We start from the raw sequence: 23,684 nt of genomic DNA on the forward strand, positions 1-23,684 counted from the left end.
GGGCAGTAATCAACACTAGGAATTAATTTAATAACAACAAGAAAATGTAGGGGTGAGCCTTGAGAGACTTGTTGAACTTTTTTGACAAACCAAAAGATCCACTTAGTTTTGACGCCGTCAGAGTATCTCTGGCGTCGCCTGAAATGATCCGTGACTGGTCATTTGGTGAAGTAAAAAAACCTGAGACAATCAACTATCGTACTTTCAAACCTGAGCGTGACGGTTTGTTCTGTGCAAAAATCTTCGGTCCTATTAAGGATTACGAATGCTTGTGCGGTAAGTACAAACGTATGAAATATCGTGGAGTGATCTGCGAGAAGTGCGGCGTTGAAGTTACACAAACAAAAGTTCGTCGTGAAAGACTTGGACATATCGAGTTGGCAACTCCTGTTGCTCACATCTGGTTCTTGCGTTCACTTCCTTCTCGTATCGGTAACTTGCTCAACCTTTCTTTGAAAGACGTTGAGAAGGTTTTGTACTGTGAAGCTTATGTTGTTATCGACCCAATGGAAACCACTCTTGAAGAAGGCACGGTTCTTTCAGAAGAAGCTTACCAAGGCGCTCTGAACGAATTCGGTCCTACTTTCAAAGCGGGCATGGGCGGTGAAGCTGTTCGTGAGCTTTTGAGAAAAATCGATCCTGAGTACTTGTCTCGTAAACTCCGCATGGAGATCAAAGAGACTAAGTCTGAGGCTCAAATCAAAAAATTGTCTAAACGTTTGAAAGTCGTAGAGGCTTTCAAAAATTCCATCAATAAAACTGAATGGATGATGTTGGAAGCGCTTCCGGTTCTTCCTCCTGATCTTCGTCCATTGGTTCCATTGGATGGCGGTCGTTTCGCGACTTCAGATCTGAATGATCTTTATCGCCGCGTAATCAACCGTAACAACCGTTTGAAACGTCTTCAGGAGTTGAACGCTCCAGACATCATCATCCGCAATGAAAAACGCATGCTTCAAGAAGCTGTGGATGCATTGTTGGACAATGGCCGTCGCGGTAAGACTTTCACGGGTCCAAATAAACGTCCTCTTCGCTCACTTTCTGACATGCTCAAAGGTAAGCAAGGTCGTTTCCGTCAAAATCTTCTTGGTAAGCGCGTAGACTACTCTGGTCGTTCTGTGATCGTAGTAGGTCCTACTTTGAAGCTTCACCAATGTGGTCTTCCTAAGGCCATGGCTCTCGAGTTGTTCAAACCATTCGTTTACAACAAGCTCGAAGAAAAAGGTTTTGCGACAACTATTAAGCAAGCTAAGAAAATCGTAGACCAGCAAGCCGTTGAGGTCTGGGATATCCTTTCTGACGTGGTTAAAGAACATCCAGTTCTTTTGAATCGCGCTCCAACTCTTCACAGACTTGGTATCCAAGCTTTCGAACCGGTATTGCACGAAGGTAAAGCGATCCAATTGCATCCGCTCGTTTGTACGGCGTTCAATGCCGACTTCGACGGTGACCAAATGGCCGTTCACGTTCCGTTGTCAGTAGAAGCGCAAGTAGAAGCTCGCGTTTTGATGATGTCTACGAACAATATCCTTTCTCCAGCGTCTGGTAAGCCGATCATCAATCCATCTCAAGATATTATCTTGGGTATGTATTGGTTGACTCGTGTCCGTCCTGGCGCGAAGGGCACTGGCAAAATCTTCTCTAGCGTTTCTGAAGCTCAATACGCTTACGAAACTGGCTTGGTAGATTTGCAAGCTCTTTGTAAAGTTCGTATCAACGGTAAGCTCGAAGAGACTTCTGTTGGTCGTGCGATCTTGTCTGACTCTGTTCCTCGCGAAGTTCCTTTCAACGAAGTGAACTTGGTAATGAACAAGAAGCAAATCGCTGCCTTGATCGATAAAACATTCCGTGTTGCCGGCGCGAAAGCGACTTGCATCCTCGCGGATAAGATCATGGAACTCGGTTTCAAATATTCTACAGCGGCAGGTATGTCGATCTGTATCGATGACATGGTTATCCCAGCTGCGAAGGCGACTTTGATCGCCGATGCTGAAAAGCAAGTAACTGAGATCCAGCAACAGTACGACGAAGGTTTGATCACAGATGGTGAGCGCTACAATAAAGTAGTGGATATCTGGGCGCAAACCGCAGACCGCGTTGCTAAAGAAGGTATGAATGCGATCGAGAAACAAAAATTTGTTATCGATGGCAAAGAGACCGTTGGTCCATCATTCAACCCGATCTACATCATGGCTGACTCCGGAGCCCGTGGTTCCGCGAATCAGATCCGTCAGTTGGGTGGTATGCGTGGTTTGATGGCGAAACCTTCTGGTGAGATCATCGAGACTCCGATCACGGCTAACTTCCGTGAAGGTTTGACAGTTATCCAGTACTTCATTTCTACGCATGGTGCGCGTAAAGGTTTGGCCGATACCGCATTGAAAACAGCGAACTCTGGTTACTTGACTCGTCGTTTGGTTGACGTTGCTCAAGACGTTGTTGTCAGCGAGACAGATTGCGGTACGACAGACGGTTTGGAAGTTACACCGCTTTACGAAGCCGGTGAAATCATCCAGCCGATCGGTGAGCGTCTCTTGGGTCGTACAGCTTTGAAAGAAGTTTTGGATCCATACACTAATAACGTAGTTATCCCTGCGAACCATGAGTTCACAGAAAGCGACGTTAAAAAAGTAGAAGCTCTCGGTATCGATAAAGTAACGATCCGTTCTGCTCTGACTTGCCAATCGAACCGCGGCGTTTGTATCCGTTGCTACGGCCGTGACTTGGCTCGTGGTGCGACTGTGAACATGGGTGAAACTGTAGGTATCATCGCAGCTCAATCTATCGGTGAGCCTGGTACTCAGTTGACGATGAGAACGTTCCACTTGGGTGGTGCGGCTTCTCGTGCGGTTGAACAATCTGTTCACACGACTCGTTATGATGGAACTATTAAGTTAACAAACGTTCACGCTGTGCCTAATCGTCAAGGCAAACTCACTGTTATGAATCGTAACGGTGAAGCTTTGGTGATCGATGAAGCTGGCCGTGAAAGAGAAAGATTTAAGCTTGTTTATGGTGCCGTCCTGAACTTCAAGGAAGGTGAAAAGGTTGTAAAAGGAGCTACCGTTGCAGAATGGGATCCTTACTCCAACCCAATCATCGCCGAGTTGTCTGGTAAGATCGCTTACCAAGATATCGAAGAAGGCGCGACCATGACTGAGCAAGTGGATGCTGTAACAGGCTTCGCGACGAAGGTTATTACTGAAAGTAAATCTTCTGATGTGAAACCAACAGTATTCTTGACTGATGCTAATGGTAAACCAATGACATTGCCAGGTCGTGATATTCCTGCCCGTTATCTGATCCCTGTTGGGGCTCAGCTACTCGTTGCTGACGGACAAGAAGTTCACTCTGGTGATATGATCGCGAAAATGCATCGTGAGACTTCTAAAACGAAGGATATCACGGGCGGTCTTCCACGCGTTGCCGAGTTGTTTGAAGCTCGTAAACCTAAAGAAGCTGCAATCATTTCCGAGATCGATGGTTACGTTACTTTCGGTAAGGACGTTAAAGGTAAACAGCGCGTAATCGTGACTCCTGAAGTGGGTGAGCAAAAAGAATACCTCATCCCTAAAGGTAAGCACGTTGCCGTTCGTGAAGGTGAATACGTAAGAGCCGGTGAGGCCCTTATGGATGGACCTACAAACCCACACGATATCTTGGCGGTTCTTGGCGAAAAAGCGTTGTCTGCATACCTTGTGAACGAAATCCAAGAAGTTTACAGACTTCAAGGTGTGGGTATCAATGACAAGCACATCGAAGTGATTGTTCGTCAGATGCTCCGTAAGGTAGAGGTTCGTGATCCAGGTGATACACGTTTCCTCGCAGGCGAACAGGTTGAGAAATATGCCTTTGAGCAAGAGACAACTCGCGTGACAAACGAGGGTGGTCAAACAGCGACTTATGCGCCATTGCTCCTCGGTATTACAAAAGTGTCTTTGAGCACTGACAGCTGGATTTCTGCTGCTTCCTTCCAAGAAACTACTAAGGTTCTTACTGAAGCTGCAATCAACTCCAGAACAGATCATCTCAGAGGCCTCAAAGAGAACATCATCATGGGTCGCTTGATCCCAGCCGGTACCGGTTTGACTTCTTACAAACGCTGGAAAGTGGTTGTGAAGGAAGATGAAGACGTTCCATTTGTATCTCTCCCTGGTATGTCCGCTACAGCGACGCCGTAATAAGCGTGTAATTAATAAAGGGTAGGGAGCTGAAATCAGCTCCCTGTATACAAAATTTATAAACTAGGGCTTGACCCGCCAAAGTTCGAGGGTTAGGTTCCTGCATCCGTATATTGGGAATAATTGTTATAAGGGGTTCGAAGTGCCTACAATTAATCAGCTCATCAAAAGTGAGCGTATTGTTCAAAAAAACCAAACTAAGTCACCTGCTTTGACTTCTTGTCCTCAGCGCCGCGGTGTTTGCACTCGCGTGTACACGACGACTCCAAAGAAGCCAAACTCAGCTTTGCGTAAAGTAGCCCGTGTTAGATTGTCTAACGGTTACGAAGTGACTTCTTACATTCCTGGAATCGGTCATAACCTCCAAGAACATAGCGTTGTCTTGATTCGTGGTGGTCGTGTGAAAGACTTGCCAGGGGTTCGTTACCACATTATTCGCGGTGTATTGGATCTTCAAGGTGTTAACGGACGTCTTCGTGGACGCTCTAAATACGGCACTAAGAGACCTAAGAAATAGTCATTAAGAGGTTATAGAAATGTCACGTCGTAAAAAGACCTTTAAAAGAGAAATTATTCCAGATCCAGTTTTCAAAGATCTCGTTGTTGCGAAATTCGTTAACAAAATGATGATCCAAGGTAAAAAAGGTACTGCTCAAGCACTTTTCTACGGAGCTCTTGATGAACTCAAAGGAAAAGTACCAAATGAAGAACCTATTTCTATCTTGAAAAAAGCTATCGAGAACGTGAAGCCTTCTATCGAAGTTCGTTCACGTCGCGTTGGTGGAGCTACTTACCAAGTTCCTGTAGACGTTCGTCCTTCTCGTCGCCTTGCTTTGGCGATGCGTTGGTTGATCGCTTACTCTCGTGAGCGCGGTGAGAAAGACTTCTCTAAGCGTCTTGCTGGTGAATTGATGGATGCTTTCAACAATCGTGGTAACTCCATTAAGAAAAAAGATGACGTCCACAGAATGGCTGAAGCCAACAAGGCGTTCTCTCACTACAATTGGTAATCCTTCCTGATGTCAGCGAAAGATCCCAAAGTTGTAGCTGATTTAAAGTATACTCGTAATATCGGCATCATGGCTCACATCGATGCCGGTAAAACGACCACCACCGAACGAATTCTCTACTACACAGGTAAAAGTCATAAAATCGGAGAAGTTCATGATGGCGCTGCCACCATGGACTGGATGGTTCAGGAGCAAGAGCGTGGTATCACGATCACTTCTGCAGCCACGATGTGCTTTTGGAAGGACTATCGAGTTAATATCATCGATACTCCGGGGCACGTAGATTTCACTATCGAAGTGGAGCGTTCTTTGCGCGTCCTCGATGGTGCCGTGACTGTATTTGATGGTGTGAATGGGGTTGAGCCACAGTCTGAAACTGTTTGGCGCCAAGCTGATAAATACCATGTTCCTCGTATTTGCTTCGTAAATAAAATGGACCGCGTAGGTGCTGACTTTGTGATGAGTTTGAACTCAATCAAGGAAAAGCTCGGCGCAAATCCTATTGCCGTGCAAGTCCCAGTGGGAATCGAAGATACCTTCCGTGGTGTCGTCGATCTTCTCGAAAATAAAGCCTATGTCTGGGATACCGGCGGTAAAGACGAAGCCTTCAAAACAATCGATGTTCCTGATGACATGAAAGCGGAGGTAGATAAATACCGCGTAGAAGTTGTCGAGAAAATCGTTGAATTCGAAGATGCCCTTTTGGAAAAATATCTCAATGGGGAAGAAGTCTCTGTTCCTGAATTAAAACAAGCTCTCAGAAAAGGAACTCTTGCTTTGAAAGCAGTTCCTGTATTCTGTGGTGCTGCCTTCAAGAATAAAGGCGTTCAGCCTTTGTTAGACGGCGTGATTGATTATCTCCCATCTCCTCTGGATATTCCTGCGATTGAGGGGCATGACCCTGAGAAACCAGACAAAAAAATCGTTTGTAAAACTGATTTTGAAGCGCACACAGCGGCTCTTGCATTTAAGCTTGCGAACGATCCATTTGCCGGCACTCTCACATACGTGCGTGTGTACTCGGGCGAAATCAAGATCGGTGATCAGCTTTTGAATCCTCGTACTGAAAAGAAAGAACGTATTCAAAAGCTTGTTAAGCTTCATGCAAACTCTCGCGAAGAAATTCAATCCATCAAGGCCGGTGATATTGGTGCGGTCGTTGGTTTGAAATTCACTGCGACAGGTGACACTCTTTGTGAATCTTCTCATCCTGTGGTTTTGGAGTCTATCACGTTCCCTGAGCCAGTTATTTCCGTAGCTATCGAAGCCAAATCTTCGGCTGATCAGGAAAAGATGCTTCAGGGCTTAGCCAAACTTGAGAAAGAAGATCCTTCTTGTAAACTTAGAACAGATCCGGAAACAGGGCAGATTCTGTTGTCCGGTATGGGTGAGCTGCATTTGGAAATCCTCGTTGACCGCCTTTTGCGTGAATACAAAGTTCAGGCGAACGTGGGTAAACCGCAGGTCTCCTACCGTGAAACTATTACATCGGCGACGACCGTCGATTATGTTTACGAACGCCAATTAGGAGGGGAGGAGCATTTTGCTTCTGTCCGCCTTAAAATCGAGCCAATTCCATTGGCTGACGGCGTTCAGTTCGTCTCAAAGGTTCAGCCGTCTTCATTGATCCAGCCAGGCTATATCAAGTCTGTGGAAAATGGCTTTAAGGAGTCCGCAGAAGTGGGTCCTCTGGCGAGCTACTCAATGATCGGCATCAAAGGCACCCTTGAAAGCGTCGAGGCTCGTCAGGAGTCCTCAAATGAAATCGCCTTCAAGGCTGCAGCCTCCCTGGCTTTCCGTGAGGCCGTTAAAAAGGTGGGGACAGAGCTTTTGGAGCCTATCTTTAAAGTGGAAATTACATGCCCTGACGATTTCGTGGGCAATGTTGTTGGAGATTTAAACTCTCGTCGTGGAAAGATTCTTTCTATGAATGTAAAGCCCGGCGGGGGGCAAATCATTTCGGCCGAGGCGCCGCTTGCGAGTCTATTCGGTTATGCAACCGATATTCGCAGCTTAAGCCAGGGCCGTGCGAGCTTCAGTTCTGAGTTTTTGGCGTACGCAATCGTGCCTCCAAAAGTGAAGACTGAAATTTTGACAAAGCTAGGTCGATTTTAATTAATTTTTTTTCGATTTGCCTTTGACATTATTTGTTTCATCGGTGCATACTCGCGCACCTGTACACCTAAGTTTACAAAAAACTCTCTGAATCAGGGTATTTCCAGGGCCGCAAGGGCCCACCAGAGGCGGTTTTCGATGGGACGAAGGTGCGTATGTTAACCAGATTTTACTAGTATTTACGATACTTTAACAAAAAGAAGAGTGTCCTATGCAAAGTCAGAAAATCAGAATTCGGTTGAAGGCTTTCGACCATAAACTTTTAGACCAATCTACGAAAGAAATCGTAGAGACGGCTCGCCGTACTGGTGCAAAAGTTGCTGGTCCAATTCCCTTGCCAACTCGCATTAACCGTTATACAGTCCTGCGCTCGCCGCACGTTGACAAAAAATCACGTGAGCAATTTGAAGTAAGAACGCATAAGCGCATGCTGGATATTTTAGAACCAACACAGCAAACTGTCGATCAGCTCATGAAACTCGACCTCTCTGCTGGCGTAGATGTTGAAATTAAACTGTCAGCGATCTGATAGGAGTAAGTCGTGAGCGAAGCTACAAATACAACAGAAAACACTACCTCTGCGGCAGGACTGAAACTTAACGGTCTTTTCGCGTTCAAAGAAGGTATGTCTACAATTTTCAATGACCAAGGTGAAGCTGTTCCAGTAACAGTTCTTCGTTATGAACCTTGGGTTATTTCTCAAATCAAAACAAATGACAAAGACGGTTACGAAGCTGTTCAGGTTGCTTGCCACCCTAAAAAAGCTAAGAACTCAAACAAGTCTGAAAAAGGTCATTTGGCTAAAGCTGGTTTCGAGAACGGTGCTCAATTCGTAAAAGAACTTCGTCAAGCTCTCCCTGAGGGTGCAGCTCTTGGCGCGCAAGTTTCTATCGAAAGTCTTTCTAAAGGTGATTTCGTAAAAATCACTTCTAAATCAAAAGGTAAAGGTTTCGCTGGTTCTGTGAAACGTTGGAATTTTGCGGGCGGTCCTGCAACCCACGGTTCCCACTTCCACCGTCGTCCGGGTTCTTCTGGTAACAGAACATGGCCAGGCCGTGTAATGCCAGGTAAGAAGTTCCCAGGTCATTTGGGTAACGAAACAGTAACTGTAAGAAACGTTGAAGTTGTTGAAATCAACACTACTGAAAACGTTGTTTTGGTAAAAGGACCAGTTCCTGGCGCCAGAAACACTCTAGTGAAATTGGTGAGAGAATAGTTATGGCAGTAGTTAACGTTCTTAATTGGAAAAAAGAAAAAGTTGGTCAAGTTGAATTGGCTGCGAATGTTTTTGAAGCTCCTGTTAAAAAGGAAGTTTTGCACAACGTAGTTCATTGGCAATTGGCTAGTCGTCGTCAAGGTACTCACATGACTAAAACAAAAGGTCTCGTGAGCGGTGGTGGTAAAAAGCCATTCAAACAAAAAGGTACTGGTGGAGCTCGTCAAGGTTCTAGCCGTTCTCCTTTGATGCCTGGCGGTGGTACTATGTTCGGTCCTCAACCGCGCAGCTATGCGTATGTACTTCCTAAGAAAGTACGTCGCTTAGGTCTCAGCATGGCTCTCTCTCACTTGCACAGTGAAGGTAAGCTCTTCGTAGTTGAGAACATGAAATCTGAAGGTAAAACTAACGAACTCGAAAAGCGTTTGAAGTCTTTCGGTTTGAACAAAGCAGTTTTGATTGACGCTAACGTTGATGAGAACTTCAGCCGTGCAAGCCGCAACTTAAATGCATTCAAATACTTCCCAGTTGAAGGTTTGAACGTGTTTGACCTATTGAAATACGATGCTGCTGTTATCACTAAAGACTCAGTAGCAAAAATCATCGACAGATGTTCATTGGAGAATGCGTAATGAAACAAGTCATTAAAGCACCTCTCATTACTGAGAAGAACACATACCACAACGCTGCTGGCGTTTATGTTTTCGAAGTTGATTTGAAATCTTCAAAAACAGAAATCAAAGCTGCTGTGGAAAAGAATTTTAAAGTTAAAGTTGATAGCATCAGAACTAGCGTTTGCAGAGGTCACTCTAAAAACACTAAATTTGGCGCAACAAAGGTTCCTTACTGGAAGAAAGCTTACGTTAAGCTGAACGCTGGTGAGAAAATCGCGTTGTTTGAGGGAGTATAGAGATGGGGATCAAGACGTTTAGCCCACGCTCTGATGGCAGAAGAGGAATGACTGGTTTCGATTTCAAAGAGATCACTAAAACATCTCCAGAGAAATCACTCACAGCTCCTTTGAGCAAAAAAGCTGCTCGTAACAATCATGGTCAAATCACCATGAGACATATCGGCGGCGGTCACAAAAGAAAATATCGTTTGATTGATTTCAAACGTGAAAAACTTGAAGTACCAGCAAAAGTTGTTGCGATCGAGTACGATCCAAACAGAACTTGCCGTATCGCTTTGATTTCATACACTGACGGAGCAAAAGCTTATATCTTGGCTCCAGTTGGTTTGAATGTCGGTGACACTGTTGTGTCTAGCGATAAAGCGGATATCAAACCAGGTAACTCTTTGACTCTTGGTGCGATTCCTCTCGGTACAACTATCCACAACATCGAGTTGCGTCCTGGTAAAGGCGGTCAAATCAGCCGCGGTGCTGGTGCAAGTGCGACTTTGGCGGGTAAAGGCGAGAAATATTGCCAAGTCCGTCTTCCATCTGGCGAGTTGAAACAGGTTTTGACTGTTTGCCGCGCTTCAGTTGGTCAAGTGGGTAACACTGATAACGAAAACATCTCTTTAGGTAAAGCTGGTCGCTCTCGTTGGAGAGGTATCCGTCCAGGAGTTCGCGGTATGGCGATGAATCCAGTTGACCATCCTCTCGGTGGTGGTGAAGGCGTGGGTAAGGGTCATCATCCTGTAACTCCATGGGGCCAACCTTGTAAGGGATACAAGACTAGACACAATAAACGTACTGACTCTTCAATTGTTAAGAGACGCAAGTAGGGATTAAAAAATGGCACGTTCAACGAAAAAAGGACCGTTCATCGACGATCATTTGCTTAAAAAGATCGACAATGCGATTCAAAAAAACGATAAAAAAGTTATTAAAACTTGGTCACGTCGCTCTACCATTCTTCCAGAAGCTTTGGGTCTTACCTTTGCAGTTCATAACGGAAGAAAATTTGTCCCTGTCTACGTGACAGAGAACATGATTGGTCACAAGTATGGTGAGTTTGCACCATCTAGAACCTTCCATGGTCACGCAGAGAAAAAAGCAGCTCCAGCAGCGGCTCCTGCGGCAAAGAAATAATAAAGGTGATTTATGGAAGTTAAAGCAAGTTTGAAATACGCAAGAGTAGGCGCACAAAAAGCAAGATTGGTTGCTGACGTAGTTCGTGGAAAAGATGTGAACGAGGCTGTAAAGACTCTCACTTTCTTGAACAAGAAAACTGCTGGTCTCATTAAAAAGCTTATCGAGTCTGCGGTTGCAAATGCTGAATATAAAAAAGTTATGGACGTGGATAACCTCTACGTTAAGTCTATCTGGGTTGATCAAGGACCTTCTTTGAAAAGATTCCGTCCTCGCGCTCAAGGTCGTGCTTATGGTATTCACAAGAAAACCAGCCATATCAACGTAGTTCTCGAGGAGAAATAGTCGTGGGACAAAAGGTTAATCCAATTGGACTTAGAGTCGGAGTTATCAGAACTTGGGATTCTCGTTGGTACGCAAAAGGCCAACAATACTATGAGAACCTCCACGAAGATATTCGCCTCAGAAAATATTTGAAAGCGAAATTGAAGCACGCGGGCGTTGCGAAAATCGAAATGGAACGCGCTGCTAAAAAAATTAAGATCATCATCTCTACAGCTCGTCCTGGTGTTGTTATCGGTAAAAAAGGTACAGGCATCGACGCTCTTAAAGCTGATGTTCAAAAATTGACTCCAAACGAAGTATTCTTGAGCATTCAAGAAGTTCGTAAGCCAGATTTGGATGCACAATTGGTTGCTGAAAGCATCGCACTTCAACTTGAGAAACGTATCTCTTGGAGAAGAGCTTTGAAGAAATCAATCGCTGCAGCAATCAAAGGTGGCGTAAGAGGTATCAAAATCCGCGTTTCTGGCCGTCTTGATGGTGCAGAGATCGCTCGTTCAGAGTGGTACAACGAGAAGTCTGTTCCATTGCACACTTTGAGAGCGGATATCGACTACGGTACTGCTGAAGCATTGACTGCTTACGGTATCATCGGTCTTAAAGTATGGATCTATAAAGGCGACGTATTGAGCGCTCGTGAAGTTGAGGAGGCTGGCCGTGTTAAGTCCTAAGAGAGTTAAATGGCGTAAGCAATTCGTAGGTCGTGCAACTGGTTTCGCAGTTCGCGGCTCTAACTTGGATTTCGGAGACTTCGGTCTTCAGGCAACAGAAGAACACCGCATGACTGCGCGTCAACTTGAAGCAGCTCGTATTGCTATTTCAAGAAGCGTTAAGCGTGGTGGTAAAATCTGGTGCCGCGTTTTCCCTAACATCCCTGTAACTAAGAAGCCTGCTGAGACTCGTATGGGTAGCGGTAAAGGTAATCCTGAGTACTGGGTAGCTCGTATCTTGCCTGGAAAAGTTCTTTTTGAAATGAACGGTGTTACACGTGAGCAAGCTAAAGAAGCTTTTGAGCGCGCAGCACACAAACTTCCATTCAAAACTAGATTCTTGGCTCGGGAGTAACAGTCATGAAATTTACTGAAATTAAAGATCTGTCTGTAGCAGAACTTAAAAAGAAAAGAGCAGGTTTGAGCGAAGAGCTCTTCCAGGCTCGTATTAAAAACACAATTGGTCAACTTTCGAGCCCAATTGAAATCAGAAACCTTCGCCGTGATATTGCTAAAATCAATACGGCTATTGTTAAAAAAGTAGCTCGGTAATTGAGGAAGACTATGGAACAAAATTCTAGAGGACGTAGAAACGAAGTCGTAGGCGAAGTGATCAGCAACAAGATGGATAAAACTATCTCTGTATTGATCTTCAGAATGGTTAAACACAAAAAATACGGTAAGTACGTTAAAAAGACTTCTGTATTCAAAGCTCATGACGAGAAGAATGTTGCGAAAATTGGCGACGTAGTAAAAATCTACGAAACTCGCCCATTGAGCAAAACTAAGCGCTGGGCGCTTAGCGAAGTCGTAGAGACGGCAAAAGGCTAGGGTGCAGTTATGATTCAAATGCAGACAAGACTCAACGTAGCTGATAACTCTGGAGCCAAAGAAGTATTTTGTATCAAAGTACTTGGCGGCTCTAAGAGACGTGTAGCTTCTATCGGAGACATTATTGTTGTTTCTATTAAAGAAGCTCTTCCAAATGCAAAAGTTAAAAAAGGTGACGTGGCTAAAGCAGTTGTTGTTAGAACTGTTCACAAGTTGCGCCGTCCAGATGGTTCTTACATCCGTTTTGATGATAACTCTGCAGTTCTCATCAATGCTTCTAAAGAGCCAATCGGGACTCGTATCTTCGGCCCAGTAGCGAGAGAGTTGAGAGCAAAACAATTCGTTAAGATTGTTTCTCTAGCTCCAGAAGTTCTCTAAGAGGTGTGATGTGAATCGCTTACAATCTAAATACAACAAAGAAATCGCTCCAGCTTTGATGAAAAAAATGGGCGCAAAGAACGTAATGCAAGTTCCTCGTTTAGAGAAAATTGTATTGAGTGTTTCTTTGAGCGAAGCAGTTCAAAATCCAAAAATTTTGAACACAGTCGTTGATGAAATCACATCAATCACTGGTCAAAAAGCAGTTATCACTAAAGCTAAGAAAGCTATCTCTAACTTCAAGTTGAGAGCTGGCATCCCTCTCGGTGTTCGCGTGACATTGAGAAGAGACAGAATGTGGTCATTCATTGATCGTTTGAACACATTGGCTCTTCCTCGCGTAAGAGACTTCCGTGGTCTTCCGAATAAAGGTTTCGATGGCCGTGGTAACTACAACATGGGCTTGAAAGAGCAAATCGTATTCCCAGAGATTAACTACGACCGCGTAGACAAAGTTCGCGGTATGAATATCACTGTTTGTACAACTGCTAAAAACGATGCTGACGGAAAAGCTCTTCTTGAAGCACTCGGCATGCCATTCAGAAAATAAAAGGTTGGTGTCAATTGGCTCGTAAAGCAAGTATTGAAAAAAATAATAAAAGAAAAGCTCTCGCTAAAAAGTACTTCAAGCATAGAGAAGAGCTTCGCGCTAAAGCTGTAGACATGAAGCTTTCTGATGAAGAAAGAGCAACTGCTCGCAAGAAATTGCAAGCATTGCCACGCGATACAAACGCTAACCGCGTTGTAACTCGTTGTGAACTCAGCGGCCGTCCACGTGGTAACTACAAAAAGTTTGGTCTTTCAAGACTTGCTTTCAGACAATTGGCCCTTGATGGAAAATTGCCTGGCGTAACTAAGGCAAGTTGGTAAGAGGAATACTATGGATACAATTGCACAATTTCTTACAGTCATTCGTAATGCAGGAACAGCTCAACACGAAAAAGTTGACTTGCCTGCTTCTAAAGTAAGAGCTGGTATCGCTCAAATCTTAGCTAACGAGGGCTACATCCGTAGCTTCAAAGTAGCTAAAGATTCAAAACAAGGTATCATGCGTGTTTACTTGAAATACTCTGAAGATGGTCAACACGCGATCACTTCAATTGATAAAGTTAGTACTCCAGGTCGTCGCTTGTATGTAAAAGCAACTCAGATTCCAAAAGTAAGATCTGGTCTTGGCATGTGCATTTTGAGCACTAGCAAAGGAATCATGAGTGACAAGCAAGCTGCTGAGAAAAATCTCGGTGGTGAACTTCTTTGCACTGTTTGGTAGGTGAAATATGTCTCGTATCGGTAAAGCCCCAGTCATTTTTGACGATAAAGTTCAAGTGAGTGTCACTCCAAAAAATGAAGTGATCATTAAAGGCGCGAAAACTTCTTTGAACATTGCTATGCAGCCACAAGTGTCTGCAAAGCTCGATGGTAAAAAAGTTGTTTTGACTCGTGCTGATGACACTAAAGAAGCAAAAGCTCTTCATGGTTTGTACAGAGCACTTATCCAAAACGCTGTGATCGGTGTTACTAAAGGCTTTACGAAGTCTTTGGAACTTCACGGGGTTGGTTACCGTGCGAACGTAGCCGGCAAGAAGTTGGAACTCTCTTTGGGTTTCAGCCATCCTGTGATCTTCGACATCCCAGAAGGCATTGAAATTAAAGTAGATAAGCAAACTACCATCAGCATCACTGGCGCAAGCAAAGAGCTTGTTGGTCAAGTAGCTGCTAAAGTTCGTGGCTTCCGTCCACCAGAACCTTACTTGGGTAAGGGCGTTCGTTATGTTGGTGAACATATCAGACGTAAAGCTGGTAAATCTGCTGGTAAATAATTGAGGTGAGTTATGATGAAGTTAAAGATGAGCAAACACACTAGTGAACGCAAGCAAAACCGCCTCACTAAGAAAATCAGAATCAGAAAAACAGTTCACGGAACTGAAGAGCGTCCACGTTTGTGCGTTTTCAGAAGCGGCAAGCATATGTACGCTCAAATCGTTAACGATGTGAATGGTCACACAATCGCAGCAGCTTCTTCTGTTAGCATCGATACCAAAAACTCTGGTAAAGACCTCGCTAAAGAAGTAGGCATGGCGGTAGCTAAAGTAGCTTTGGCTAAGAACATCAAGAGTGTCGTTTTTGATAGAAACGGCTATTTGTATCATGGTCGAGTTAAGTCTCTTGCAGAAGGCGCGCGTGAGGGCGGCCTCAATTTCTAAGGAGTAAATTGTGGAGAAAGTTCAAACAGCAGCTGAATTCGAAGAGCGCGTAGTAGCCATCAACCGCGTAACAAAAGTTGTTAAGGGCGGTCGTCGTTTCTCTTTCGCAGCACTTGTAGTTGTAGGTAACGGCACAGGCGATATCGGATTTGGTTCTGGTAAAGCTGGTGAGGTTCCAGAAGCTATTGGTAAAGCAAGCCGCGCAGCTAAAAAGAATTCTAAATCTATCTCTTTGAAAGAGGGCACAATCCCTCACGAAGTTATCGGTAAATTTGGCGCTGCTAAAGTTATTATGAAACCAGCTGCTCCTGGTACTGGCGTAATCGCTGGTGGTGCAGTTCGTGCAGTTCTTGAGTCTGTTGGTGTTAAAGACATCCTTACTAAATGTGTTGGTACTCGTAACCCACACAATGCGGTAAGAGCTACCATCGATGGCTTAAACCAACTGAAACAGTCTAAGCAGATCTAATTTCTGCAAAACGTGTAGGTAGAAAATGGCAAAGACATTTGTTGTAACATTAAAGAAATCTCTCATTGGCACGACTCAAGACCAGAAGGACACTGTAAGATGCCTTGGTCTTAAGAAGATCCGTCAGAGTGCTGAAGTAAAAGACACTCCGGCTAATCGTGGCCAAATCATGAAAGTTCAGCACCTCATCACTGTGGATGTTAAGGGGTAATTATGAGTCTCTTGAAAACACTTGCTCCAAAAGAAGGTTCTAAACACTATCCAAAAAGAATCGGTCGCGGTATCGGTTCTGGTATGGGTGGAACTGCTACTAAGGGTCATAAGGGTCAACTCGCTCGTACTGGCGGCACTGTTCGTCGTGGTTTCGAGGGTGGTCAAACTCCTATGCACAGAAGACTTCCTAAGTTTGGTTTTAGCAACGTCGCGTTCGCAACTGAATATGACATTGTAAATCTCAGCCAATTGGCTAAACTTTCTGGCGAAGTAACTCCTGAAACCCTTCACCAGGTTGGTCTTGTTGGTAAAGGCTTGGTTAAAGTTCTCGGCAACGGCGAACTTAAAAAAGCTTTGACTGTTAAGGCTCACAAGTTCAGCGAAAGCGCTAAAAAAGCGATCGAAGCTGCTGGTGGCAAAGTAGAGGTAATTAAATAGTGTCAGCCGTAGATAGCATCGCTAAAAATTCAGACCTAAGAAATCGCATTTTTTTCACTCTAGCGATGCTAGCTGTGTACCGCATCGGAGTTCACGTTCCAACTCCAGGTGTTGATGGTGGCGCTGTTCTATCCTTTTTCCAGGCTCAAAGTGCTGGAATTTTCGGCTTATTTAACACCTTTACGGGTGGTGCATTATCCCAATTCAGTATTTTTGCATTGGGAATCATGCCTTACATTTCTGCGTCTATCATTTTCCAGCTTTTGACATCTGCTGTTCCTTATTTGGAAGCATTGAAAAAAGAAGGTCAGCAGGGGACTAAGAAGATCAACCAATACACGCGCTATGCGACTGTCGTGTTGGCGATCATCCAAGGTTACGGCATCAGCTCATACCTGTTGCACTCAACAAGTCCTTCTGGCCAGTCATTGGTTGTGTCTCCTTATATCGGCTTTTTGCCGTTCCAGATCATGACGATCATCACGCTAACAGCGGGTACTTGCTTCGTTATGTGGTTGGGTGAACAAATCACTGAACGTGGAATTGGTAATGGATCTAGCTTGATTATCTTTACAGGTATCGCGGCGGCAGTTCCGAGCGGTGCGCATAAGCTTTGGGAGCTTGTTACTTCTAATGAAATGCGCGCGATCGTAGCTTTGGCGTTGTTGGTATTAATGGTGGCGATCATCGCCGCTGTTATTTACATGGAAGTTGCGCAAAGACGTATTGCTATTCAGTACTCTCAAAGACAGGGTACAGGCATGCAGTCTATGCAAGCTCCAAGCAGCCATTTGCCTATTAAAATTAACTTCTCAGGTGTTATTCCTCCGATCTTCGCGAGCTCTCTTTTGATGTTCCCAGCGACGGCGGCTCAGTTCGTGAGCTCACCTTGGCTGAAATCCCTCCAGGATTCTTTGAATCCTTCAGGTGTCCTTTATAACATCATCTTCGTAGCGTTGATTGTGTTTTTCTCATTCTTCTACACTGAGATCGTTTTCAATCCGAGTGAAGTGGCTGATAACTTGAAAAAGTACGGTGGCTTCATTCCTGGCGTAAGAGCGGGTAAGAGCACTTCTGAGTACATTCAACGTGTGTTGGATCGTTTGAACGTAGCGGGTTGTATTTACCTCTGCGTAGTTTGTATCCTTCCAGGTATTCTTTCTAGCCAATTGAATGTTCCATTCTATTTCGGTGGAACTAGTTTGTTGATCCTTGTCGGTGTTGCACTGGATACAGCTCAACAAATTCAATCTCATATTTACACCCAAAAATATGAGGGCTTCCTTAAAGGGGCTAAAATTAGAAGTAGAAGGGTTACGTTTTGAGCATCATTCTTTTCGGAGCACCAGGAGCAGGTAAGGGCACTCAGTCAGCCCTGTTGGTCGAGAAGTTGGGCATGACTCAAATCAGCACTGGAGATCTCTTCAGAGCTGCGATTAAAAATAAAACAGAATTAGGTGTTAAAGCTCAGTCCTATATGGATGCTGGGCAATTGGTGCCCGATTCTATTGTTATTGGAATGGTTGAAGAGGTTCTTAAAAGCGGCGTTAAGAACTTCATACTAGACGGTTTCCCAAGAACCGTACCTCAAGCCGAAGCTCTTGATGAGCTTCTCAAAAAACTCAACCTTTCTGTTTCTAAGGCAATCTTCTTGGAAGTGCCTAGAGCAGAACTGATGAGTCGTTTGACTGGCAGACGGGTATGTAAAAATTGCGGGGCTGTCTACCACATAGTCAATAAACCTTCTAAAACAGAAGGTGTTTGCGATAACTGTGGCGGCCAGGTAGTTCAGCGCAATGACGATAAGACAGAGGTCGTCGGAGCGCGGTTAGATGTTTACGATCAGTATACTAGCCCATTGAAGGACTATTATACCAAGGCTCACAAATACGTTGAAATAAACGGAAATAGAGATACTGAAGCAGTTTTTTCAGATATTAAGAAGTTAATTTCTTAGAATCTGAAAATACTCGAAATTACCCTAGACAAGGGGTGACCTCAGTGTTACTTTTCCGGACCGCATTTGTGTTTATGTGTGTTTGATTCGAGGGCTTTTCGCTCTCAGTACAGACGTGGGAATAAGTATGAAAGTTAGACCATCAGTAAAAGCAATCTGTAATAAGTGTAAGATTATTAAAAGAAAAGGCGTGATTCGCGTAATTTGCGAAAACCCTAAACATAAGCAAAGGCAGGGCTAATCATGGCACGTCTACTTGGTGTCGATTTACCTAGAAACAAACGCGTTGAGATCGCATTGACTTATATCTATGGTATCGGTCGTCCTCGCGCTCGTAAACTTGTTAAAGAAGCAGGTATTCCTCAAACTTTGAGAACTGAAGGCCTGACTGACGAACAAATCGCTAAATTGCGTTCTATCATTGAATCAAGCTTCAAGGTTGAGGGTGACCTCCGCCGTGAAATCGGTCTTGCTATCAAACGTTTGATGGATTTGAACTGCTACCGCGGTATCCGTCATCGTAAAGGTTTGCCAGTTCGTGGTCAGAATACACGCTCTAATGCGCGTACTCGTAAAGGACCTAAGAAGACCGTGGCTAACAAGAAAAAAGCCGTATAGTTAGGATGAATTAAATGAATACAGTTGAAAAAAAGCCTGTTACTAAAAAGAAAGTTAAAAGAAACGTTCCTCAAGGGAACTGCTACATCCAAGCTGGTTTCGGTAACGTTATCGTAACTATCACGGATCCAAATGGTGACACAGTTTCTTGGTCATCTGCAGGTCACTTAGGTTTCAAAGGTAGCCGTAAAGGCACTCCTTTCGCGGCTCAAGTTGCAGCAGAAGATGCAGCAAAAAAAGCTATGGAAGCTGGTATGAAATCTTTGGACGTTTATCTTAAAGGTCCTGGTGCAGGTCGTGAGCCAGCTATCAGAGCATTGGCTGCTACAGGCATGAGAATCCTTACCCTCAAAGACGTAACTCCCGTTCCACACAACGGCTGCCGTCCACCTAAGCGTAGAAGAATCTAAGGAGATTTGTCGTGAGCTGCATTAATCAAGGCGTATGTAAACTCTGCCGTCGCGAAAATATGAAGTTATTCCTTAAGGGTGACCGTTGCTACACTGATAAGTGTGCATTTGAGCGTCGTCCTTATCCTCCAGGCCAACACGGACAATCTCGTTTGAAATTCTCCGAGTTCGCTCTTCAATTGCGCGAAAAGCAAAAAACAAAAAGATTCTATGGTGTTTCTGAAAGCCAATTCGTGAAATACGTTAAAGAAGCCAACCGTTCTAAAGAATTGACTGGTACAGCGCTTCTTAAAAATCTCGAGATGAGATTGGATAACGTAGTTTACGCGTTGGGTTATGCAAATTCCCGTCGTGAAGCTAGACAACTTGTTAAGCACAATCACTTCCTCTTGAATGGCAAGAGAGCCAACATCCCAAGCATGATGGTTCAAAAAGGTGATGTGATCCAAGTTACCGAAGCAAGCAAAGAAGTGGTTAAAATCCAGGCAGCTATGCAATCCGTAGCTCGCAGATCTGTACCATCTTGGCTTGAAGCTGATCATGCAAACTTCAAAGGTGTTGTAAAAGACTCTCCAGTGAGAGACGATGTTACACTTCAAGTTGAAGAGAACATGATCGTAGAATACTACTCAAGATAATTGATCGCGGGGGAGCTTATGCAAGAGCACTATTATAAATTCTGGAGAGAGATGATCAAACCTAAAGGTTTTGAGGTTGATCGTGAGACTCTTCGTGATGATTACGCAAAATTTATTATTCGCCCCCTCGAAAGAGGTTTTGGCGTAACTCTTGGTAACTCTTTGAGAAGAATTCTTTTGAGCTCAATGATGGGATCTGCCATCACTGCGGTTAAATTCGAAGGCGTTCTTCATGAGTTCACCACTATCACTGACGTTCTTGAGGACGTTACTGATATTATTTTGAACCTTAAACAAGTTCGTTTCCGTCAATACACTAGCGATAGCCTTACTTTGAAGATCTCTAAAAAAGGTCCAGGCAAAGTAACTGCTGCTGATATCCAAACTTCTGACAAAGTTGAAGTTTTGAATCCAGACCAGCACATCGCTACTTTGGGTGCAAACGCGAACTTCAACGCTGAAATCATCGTTGAATTCGGTCGTGGCTATGTTCCTACGGAAAACAGAGAAAAAGAATTCCCAGTTGGCTACATCGGCGTTGACGCTCTTTATAGCCCTATCAGCAAGGTTAACTACAGCGTTTCCAATGCTCGTGTTGGTCAAAGAACTGACTACGATGCTTTGACTTTGGAAGTATGGACTGACGGCTCTTTGAAGCCTGAAGAAGCGGTAGCTCTTTCATCTAAAATCATGAAAGAACAACTCCAAATCTTCCTTACTTTCGATGAAACAATGGAGCCTTCTGAAGAAACTAGAGATTCTTCATCTCCTACATTGAATGAAAACCTCTTCAGATCAGTTGATGACCTCGAACTTTCTGTTCGTAGTGCTAACTGCTTGAAGAATGCGAACATCCGTTACATCGGTGAGTTGGTTGTACGTTCTGAAGCTGAAATGCTTAAGACTAAGAACTTCGGTCGCAAGTCTTTGAATGAAATCAAAGAAATCTTGTCTGAAATGGGTCTTGGCTTGGGTATGAAGATCGAAGGATGGCCACCTCCAGGATGGGATCCTAACCAGCCACCTCAAAAGAGAGAAGCTCAGTAATATTTCTCGGAGTTAAAAAATGAGTTCACACAGAAGAAGAGTTAAAACATTCAGTCGTAAGTCAGGTCCTCGTAAAGCTTTGTTGAGAGGCATTATGAGCTCACTTGTTGAGCATGGCCGTATCACTACGACTGTAGACAGAGCAAAAGAAGTAAGAAGACACATCGAAAAAGCAATCACTCTTGGTAAAAAAGGTGATTTAGCTACTCGTCGTTTGCTTCTTTCTAGAATTCCAAATCAAGACGTTGTTAATGCTATCGTAACTGACTTGTCAGTTCGTTTCAAAACTCGTCCTGGTGGCTACACTCGCATCATCAAAATCGGACGTCGTCCGGGCGATACTGCTGAGATGGCTTTCTTGGAATTCGTAGACTACGATTTCGAAGCTAAGACTGCTGATAAAGCTGCTAAAGAAACTGCAGCTAAAGCAGACGAAAAAGGCGCTAAGAAAACTGCAACTAAAGCTAAAAAAGCTTCAGCGAAGTTGGTAGCAGCTAAAAAGAAATCAGTTAAAAAGATCCAGAAGAAAAACAGAACTGCGGCAAGAGCTTAATTTAAGCTCCCAATCTTTTTAAAAATGATTAACATAAAGCCTAGGGAAACCTGGGCTTTTTGTTTTTAAGGCCCCGAGAGGGACGTATGAATAAGCATCTCAGAGCATTACTGATTGTTGGTGGTTTGGCTGTTCTCATTGTAGTCGCTGTTTTAGCGTACAAAGGACAAAGCCGTATGGAGGCTGAGGCGGATGCTGAGGCAAATGCTCAGAAGATGGTTCAGTTGAAAGAGCCGCTTCCTCCCTTTACTGCGAAAGCTTTGGACGGGAAAGAGATTCAACTTTCTCAATTTAAAGGAAAAGTTGTTGTCGTGAATTTCTGGGCTTCTTGGTGTGGGCCTTGTATTGAAGAGGTACCTTCGCTGATTAAGCTCCTTAAGACCTTTCCAAATGATTTAGAGCTCATTGCTATCTCTGGGGATTCGAATCAGGCCGATATTGATAGCTTCATGAAGTCATTCCCCGAGATGAAGACTTTGCCTAATATTCATGTGGTTTGGGATGCAGATAAAAGCCTTTCTCAGAAGTATCAGATCTATCGCCTGCCGGAGTCGTTCCTGCTCAATAAGGATCTTAAGTTGATTAAGAAGATTTCTGGAACGATCGACTGGCATACTGAAGATGCCATTGCCTATATTAAGCAAGTTATCTCAGGAACTGAGGCGCCGGCGGCGGGTCCTGCAACAGGGGCTGGGACTTCGCAGGATGAAGACTCAGGGAAAACTCCTGAGGATCAAAACTAGTCTACGATTTTGTAAAAGAAATTTCGATTGTTGTGCCGATGTGGTGCTGGCTTGTAACAGTCAGGTCGCCTTGCCATGTGTGCATCGTTTGAATCGCGCTATAAAGGCCTAGGCCGTTGCCCTTTTTCTTGGTGGTAAATCCCTCTTGGCCGATCTTTTTAAGCGTTCTAGCCGGGATTCCGGCGCCATTGTCTCGGATTTTTAAAATGATCTGCTCAGAGGTCTCTTTCCAAGTGAGGGACCAGCAAGTGGCGTCGGCTTCTTTCGCATTCTGGATCAGATTCCAAAGGATACGATGGAAGTCTCCTATATTGCCAAGAGCCTGAACGTCCTGGGGGAGGTTTTTGTGAAAGCCCTCAAGCTCCATGGAGTTTTGCAGCTGGAATTTAGCCTCGCGGGCAAAGCATTTGATCGCTTCACAAAGATCAAAGCATTCCACTGGCTTCGCTTTTTGCGGGCCTTGGGCTTGCTTACGAGCCTGAAGGATTTCTTCGGCGATATTATTAATGCGCTTCACAGCCTCATCGAGAAGGCCTAAGTGATCCAAGTCGGGGCTTGCTTGCTTCAGGTGGTGGATCGTCAGATTTACGGCGGACAGTGGGCTTCTCAAATCGTGGGCGGCACGGAAGAAAGATTCCATGCTGATCGCCGGTGGCTGGATTGAGGGCATTGGCTCCTCAAAGTAAGTCCGAAGAAAGAGACCCATTATTTTTACTCCCGCTTGAGGTCTTTAGTTTTGCCATAAGGACTTAAATTTAAAAAGGGCCCCCTAAACCGATTTAATTTATTTCAAGGGCCGTCCAAAGCTTTAACAGTGCGGTCTTGGAGGTTCTTTGAGTCGCGGGGCAAGGGGCTCCGGTGAAGGGAAAAATGGCCGAAAAACGTCAGTGAAGGCAGTGTCTAAGGATTAAACAAGCATTGATTATTTCCATAAACATTTTTTGTTTTCGGAGTTTTCCTCGGAAATCCCTTATAAAGAAAGCCTATTTCGAGCCTGAAAACTCAAAGGCCCGGGATAACAAGCGGAGGAATAATGAAGCACGTTAATGGCTATACCGCTGGTGAGCAAACTGCAACTAAGAAGAACATCGCAACCAGTGACTTGATTCATTTTAGTGGAAATTGGGTTTGGAGGGCTGTTGAAGCTCTGGTCCAAGCCAAAGATTTTAATCCTGATCCTGTATGGATCGCGGATCGTCTGAATATCTCCGCGGAAGCAGCGAAAGATGCTCTCGAGGGGCTTGTTCGGATTGGGTTAGTTACCGTGACTACGGATGGTATTCAGAGTAGGGCTGAATTTATCGAAGCTAATTGTAATGATTTGGAGAGATCGGATCTCTTTCAAATTCACTCTAAAATTAAAAATCAAATTTCTGAGAAGATGACCCATAGAGATTCTTATTCGAATGCGATTGTACTTACAAAAGGTAAGTATATGAACGAATTCTACAGAAAATTTTCAGCACTTGTTGCTGAGTTGGCAGAGAAGAGTGCGGAAGACAAAGAGTCTAACGAAGTATTTGCATTAGAATTATCATTGGCGCGCATTTCGCGCACGAAAGAGTAGGTGTCC

35 protein-coding genes are annotated in these 23,684 nt (G+C 44.3%); 34 read left to right on the forward strand and 1 reads right to left on the reverse strand.

The genetic code is table 11. The annotated features are described in order from the left end of the window. Positions 1–59: 59 nt before the first annotated feature. From rpoC to JSU04_18000, 33 genes are all read left to right on the forward strand, one after another. Complete coding sequence (gene rpoC, locus JSU04_17840; protein MBS1972172.1) at positions 60–4,181, forward strand: DNA-directed RNA polymerase subunit beta'; 4,122 nt, start codon at positions 60–62, stop codon at positions 4,179–4,181. A gap of 142 nt (positions 4,182–4,323) precedes the next feature. Then, the gene (locus JSU04_17845; protein MBS1972173.1) at positions 4,324–4,698 is read left to right on the forward strand and encodes a 30S ribosomal protein S12; all 375 of its coding nucleotides are present in this window, start codon (positions 4,324–4,326) and stop codon (positions 4,696–4,698) included. Positions 4,699–4,717: 19 nt separating this feature from the next. Beyond that, positions 4,718–5,191 (forward strand): 30S ribosomal protein S7, encoded by a 474-nt coding sequence (gene rpsG, locus JSU04_17850; GenBank protein ID MBS1972174.1) that lies wholly within the window; start codon positions 4,718–4,720, stop codon positions 5,189–5,191. A gap of 9 nt (positions 5,192–5,200) precedes the next feature. Further along, positions 5,201–7,306: an elongation factor G gene (fusA, locus tag JSU04_17855; GenBank protein ID MBS1972175.1), complete on the forward strand. Its 2,106-nt coding sequence runs from the start codon at positions 5,201–5,203 to the stop codon at positions 7,304–7,306. 211 nt (positions 7,307–7,517) lie between these two features. After that, positions 7,518–7,835 carry a 30S ribosomal protein S10 gene (gene rpsJ / locus JSU04_17860; protein ID MBS1972176.1) on the forward strand — a complete coding sequence of 106 codons (318 nt, stop codon included), beginning with the start codon at positions 7,518–7,520 and terminating at the stop codon, positions 7,833–7,835. Between the two features lie 12 nt (positions 7,836–7,847). Continuing rightward, complete coding sequence (gene rplC, locus JSU04_17865) at positions 7,848–8,522, forward strand: 50S ribosomal protein L3 (GenBank protein ID MBS1972177.1); 675 nt, start codon at positions 7,848–7,850, stop codon at positions 8,520–8,522. 2 nt (positions 8,523–8,524) lie between these two features. After that, positions 8,525–9,154 carry a 50S ribosomal protein L4 gene (gene rplD, locus JSU04_17870; protein ID MBS1972178.1) on the forward strand — a complete coding sequence of 210 codons (630 nt, stop codon included), beginning with the start codon at positions 8,525–8,527 and terminating at the stop codon, positions 9,152–9,154. Next, complete coding sequence (gene rplW, locus JSU04_17875) at positions 9,154–9,432, forward strand: 50S ribosomal protein L23 (protein MBS1972179.1); 279 nt, start codon at positions 9,154–9,156, stop codon at positions 9,430–9,432. The genes rplD and rplW overlap by 1 nt, the downstream gene beginning before the upstream one ends. Positions 9,433–9,434: 2 nt before the next feature. After that, positions 9,435–10,253 carry a 50S ribosomal protein L2 gene (rplB, locus tag JSU04_17880; GenBank protein MBS1972180.1) on the forward strand — a complete coding sequence of 273 codons (819 nt, stop codon included), beginning with the start codon at positions 9,435–9,437 and terminating at the stop codon, positions 10,251–10,253. A gap of 10 nt (positions 10,254–10,263) precedes the next feature. Next, positions 10,264–10,560 (forward strand): 30S ribosomal protein S19, encoded by a 297-nt coding sequence (gene rpsS, locus JSU04_17885; protein MBS1972181.1) that lies wholly within the window; start codon positions 10,264–10,266, stop codon positions 10,558–10,560. A 12-nt stretch (positions 10,561–10,572) separates the two neighbouring features. After that, positions 10,573–10,905 carry a 50S ribosomal protein L22 gene (gene rplV, locus JSU04_17890; protein ID MBS1972182.1) on the forward strand — a complete coding sequence of 111 codons (333 nt, stop codon included), beginning with the start codon at positions 10,573–10,575 and terminating at the stop codon, positions 10,903–10,905. A gap of 2 nt (positions 10,906–10,907) precedes the next feature. Then, positions 10,908–11,573, forward strand: a complete 666-nt coding sequence (gene rpsC / locus JSU04_17895) for a 30S ribosomal protein S3 (protein ID MBS1972183.1) — start codon at positions 10,908–10,910, stop codon at positions 11,571–11,573. Continuing rightward, positions 11,560–11,967, forward strand: coding sequence for a 50S ribosomal protein L16 (gene rplP / locus JSU04_17900; protein ID MBS1972184.1), 408 nt, complete (start codon positions 11,560–11,562; stop codon positions 11,965–11,967). Before rpsC ends, rplP begins: the two co-directional genes overlap by 14 nt. 5 nt (positions 11,968–11,972) lie before the next feature. Further along, a complete protein-coding gene (gene rpmC / locus JSU04_17905; GenBank protein ID MBS1972185.1) occupies positions 11,973–12,164 on the forward strand; it encodes a 50S ribosomal protein L29 in 192 nt (63 codons plus the stop codon). A 12-nt stretch (positions 12,165–12,176) separates the two neighbouring features. After that, positions 12,177–12,443 carry a 30S ribosomal protein S17 gene (gene rpsQ / locus JSU04_17910; protein ID MBS1972186.1) on the forward strand — a complete coding sequence of 89 codons (267 nt, stop codon included), beginning with the start codon at positions 12,177–12,179 and terminating at the stop codon, positions 12,441–12,443. A gap of 9 nt (positions 12,444–12,452) precedes the next feature. Beyond that, on the forward strand, positions 12,453–12,821 hold the full coding sequence (gene rplN, locus JSU04_17915; protein MBS1972187.1) for a 50S ribosomal protein L14: 369 nt from the start codon (positions 12,453–12,455) through the stop codon (positions 12,819–12,821). A gap of 10 nt (positions 12,822–12,831) precedes the next feature. After that, positions 12,832–13,371, forward strand: coding sequence for a 50S ribosomal protein L5 (gene rplE / locus JSU04_17920; GenBank protein MBS1972188.1), 540 nt, complete (start codon positions 12,832–12,834; stop codon positions 13,369–13,371). Between the two features lie 14 nt (positions 13,372–13,385). Then, positions 13,386–13,691, forward strand: coding sequence for a 30S ribosomal protein S14 (gene rpsN / locus JSU04_17925; protein ID MBS1972189.1), 306 nt, complete (start codon positions 13,386–13,388; stop codon positions 13,689–13,691). 10 nt (positions 13,692–13,701) lie between these two features. Beyond that, positions 13,702–14,091, forward strand: coding sequence for a 30S ribosomal protein S8 (gene rpsH, locus JSU04_17930; protein ID MBS1972190.1), 390 nt, complete (start codon positions 13,702–13,704; stop codon positions 14,089–14,091). 7 nt (positions 14,092–14,098) lie between these two features. After that, positions 14,099–14,641: a 50S ribosomal protein L6 gene (gene rplF, locus JSU04_17935; GenBank protein MBS1972191.1), complete on the forward strand. Its 543-nt coding sequence runs from the start codon at positions 14,099–14,101 to the stop codon at positions 14,639–14,641. 15 nt (positions 14,642–14,656) lie between these two features. Further along, the gene (locus tag JSU04_17940; GenBank protein ID MBS1972192.1) at positions 14,657–15,025 is read left to right on the forward strand and encodes a 50S ribosomal protein L18; all 369 of its coding nucleotides are present in this window, start codon (positions 14,657–14,659) and stop codon (positions 15,023–15,025) included. A 7-nt stretch (positions 15,026–15,032) separates the two neighbouring features. Then, positions 15,033–15,494, forward strand: coding sequence for a 30S ribosomal protein S5 (rpsE, locus tag JSU04_17945; GenBank protein ID MBS1972193.1), 462 nt, complete (start codon positions 15,033–15,035; stop codon positions 15,492–15,494). Between the two features lie 25 nt (positions 15,495–15,519). Continuing rightward, entirely contained in the window at positions 15,520–15,705 is a 186-nt protein-coding gene (gene rpmD / locus JSU04_17950; GenBank protein MBS1972194.1) for a 50S ribosomal protein L30, read from the forward strand. A gap of 2 nt (positions 15,706–15,707) precedes the next feature. Continuing rightward, complete coding sequence (gene rplO / locus JSU04_17955) at positions 15,708–16,145, forward strand: 50S ribosomal protein L15 (GenBank protein MBS1972195.1); 438 nt, start codon at positions 15,708–15,710, stop codon at positions 16,143–16,145. Beyond that, positions 16,145–17,470 (forward strand): preprotein translocase subunit SecY, encoded by a 1,326-nt coding sequence (gene secY / locus JSU04_17960; protein MBS1972196.1) that lies wholly within the window; start codon positions 16,145–16,147, stop codon positions 17,468–17,470. Before rplO ends, secY begins: the two co-directional genes overlap by 1 nt. Then, a complete protein-coding gene (locus JSU04_17965) occupies positions 17,467–18,102 on the forward strand; it encodes an adenylate kinase (GenBank protein ID MBS1972197.1) in 636 nt (211 codons plus the stop codon). The genes secY and JSU04_17965 overlap by 4 nt, the downstream gene beginning before the upstream one ends. Before the next feature lie 127 nt (positions 18,103–18,229). After that, positions 18,230–18,343 carry a 50S ribosomal protein L36 gene (gene rpmJ / locus JSU04_17970; GenBank protein MBS1972198.1) on the forward strand — a complete coding sequence of 38 codons (114 nt, stop codon included), beginning with the start codon at positions 18,230–18,232 and terminating at the stop codon, positions 18,341–18,343. Positions 18,344–18,345: 2 nt separating this feature from the next. After that, entirely contained in the window at positions 18,346–18,720 is a 375-nt protein-coding gene (gene rpsM, locus JSU04_17975) for a 30S ribosomal protein S13 (protein MBS1972199.1), read from the forward strand. 14 nt (positions 18,721–18,734) lie between these two features. Continuing rightward, on the forward strand, positions 18,735–19,130 hold the full coding sequence (gene rpsK, locus JSU04_17980) for a 30S ribosomal protein S11 (protein ID MBS1972200.1): 396 nt from the start codon (positions 18,735–18,737) through the stop codon (positions 19,128–19,130). Between the two features lie 11 nt (positions 19,131–19,141). Beyond that, positions 19,142–19,768 (forward strand): 30S ribosomal protein S4, encoded by a 627-nt coding sequence (gene rpsD, locus JSU04_17985; protein ID MBS1972201.1) that lies wholly within the window; start codon positions 19,142–19,144, stop codon positions 19,766–19,768. An 18-nt stretch (positions 19,769–19,786) separates the two neighbouring features. After that, positions 19,787–20,815, forward strand: coding sequence for a DNA-directed RNA polymerase subunit alpha (locus tag JSU04_17990; GenBank protein MBS1972202.1), 1,029 nt, complete (start codon positions 19,787–19,789; stop codon positions 20,813–20,815). Positions 20,816–20,834: 19 nt separating this feature from the next. Continuing rightward, positions 20,835–21,368, forward strand: coding sequence for a 50S ribosomal protein L17 (gene rplQ, locus JSU04_17995; protein MBS1972203.1), 534 nt, complete (start codon positions 20,835–20,837; stop codon positions 21,366–21,368). 86 nt (positions 21,369–21,454) lie between these two features. After that, on the forward strand, positions 21,455–22,111 hold the full coding sequence (locus tag JSU04_18000; GenBank protein ID MBS1972204.1) for a TlpA family protein disulfide reductase: 657 nt from the start codon (positions 21,455–21,457) through the stop codon (positions 22,109–22,111). 1 nt (position 22,112) lies between these two features. Here the strand turns inward: JSU04_18000 and JSU04_18005 are convergent, their stop codons facing one another. Next, the gene (locus JSU04_18005; protein MBS1972205.1) at positions 22,113–22,817 is read right to left on the reverse strand and encodes a HAMP domain-containing histidine kinase; all 705 of its coding nucleotides are present in this window, start codon (positions 22,815–22,817) and stop codon (positions 22,113–22,115) included. Between the two features lie 327 nt (positions 22,818–23,144). Between JSU04_18005 and JSU04_18010 the strand changes: the two genes are divergently transcribed. Continuing rightward, positions 23,145–23,678 carry a DUF4423 domain-containing protein gene (locus JSU04_18010; protein MBS1972206.1) on the forward strand — a complete coding sequence of 178 codons (534 nt, stop codon included), beginning with the start codon at positions 23,145–23,147 and terminating at the stop codon, positions 23,676–23,678. The last annotated feature ends 6 nt before the right edge of the window (positions 23,679–23,684 follow it).

Source organism: Bdellovibrionales bacterium (genome assembly GCA_018266295.1).
Classification (GTDB): Bacteria; Bdellovibrionota; Bdellovibrionia; order Bdellovibrionales; family Bdellovibrionaceae; genus JACMRP01.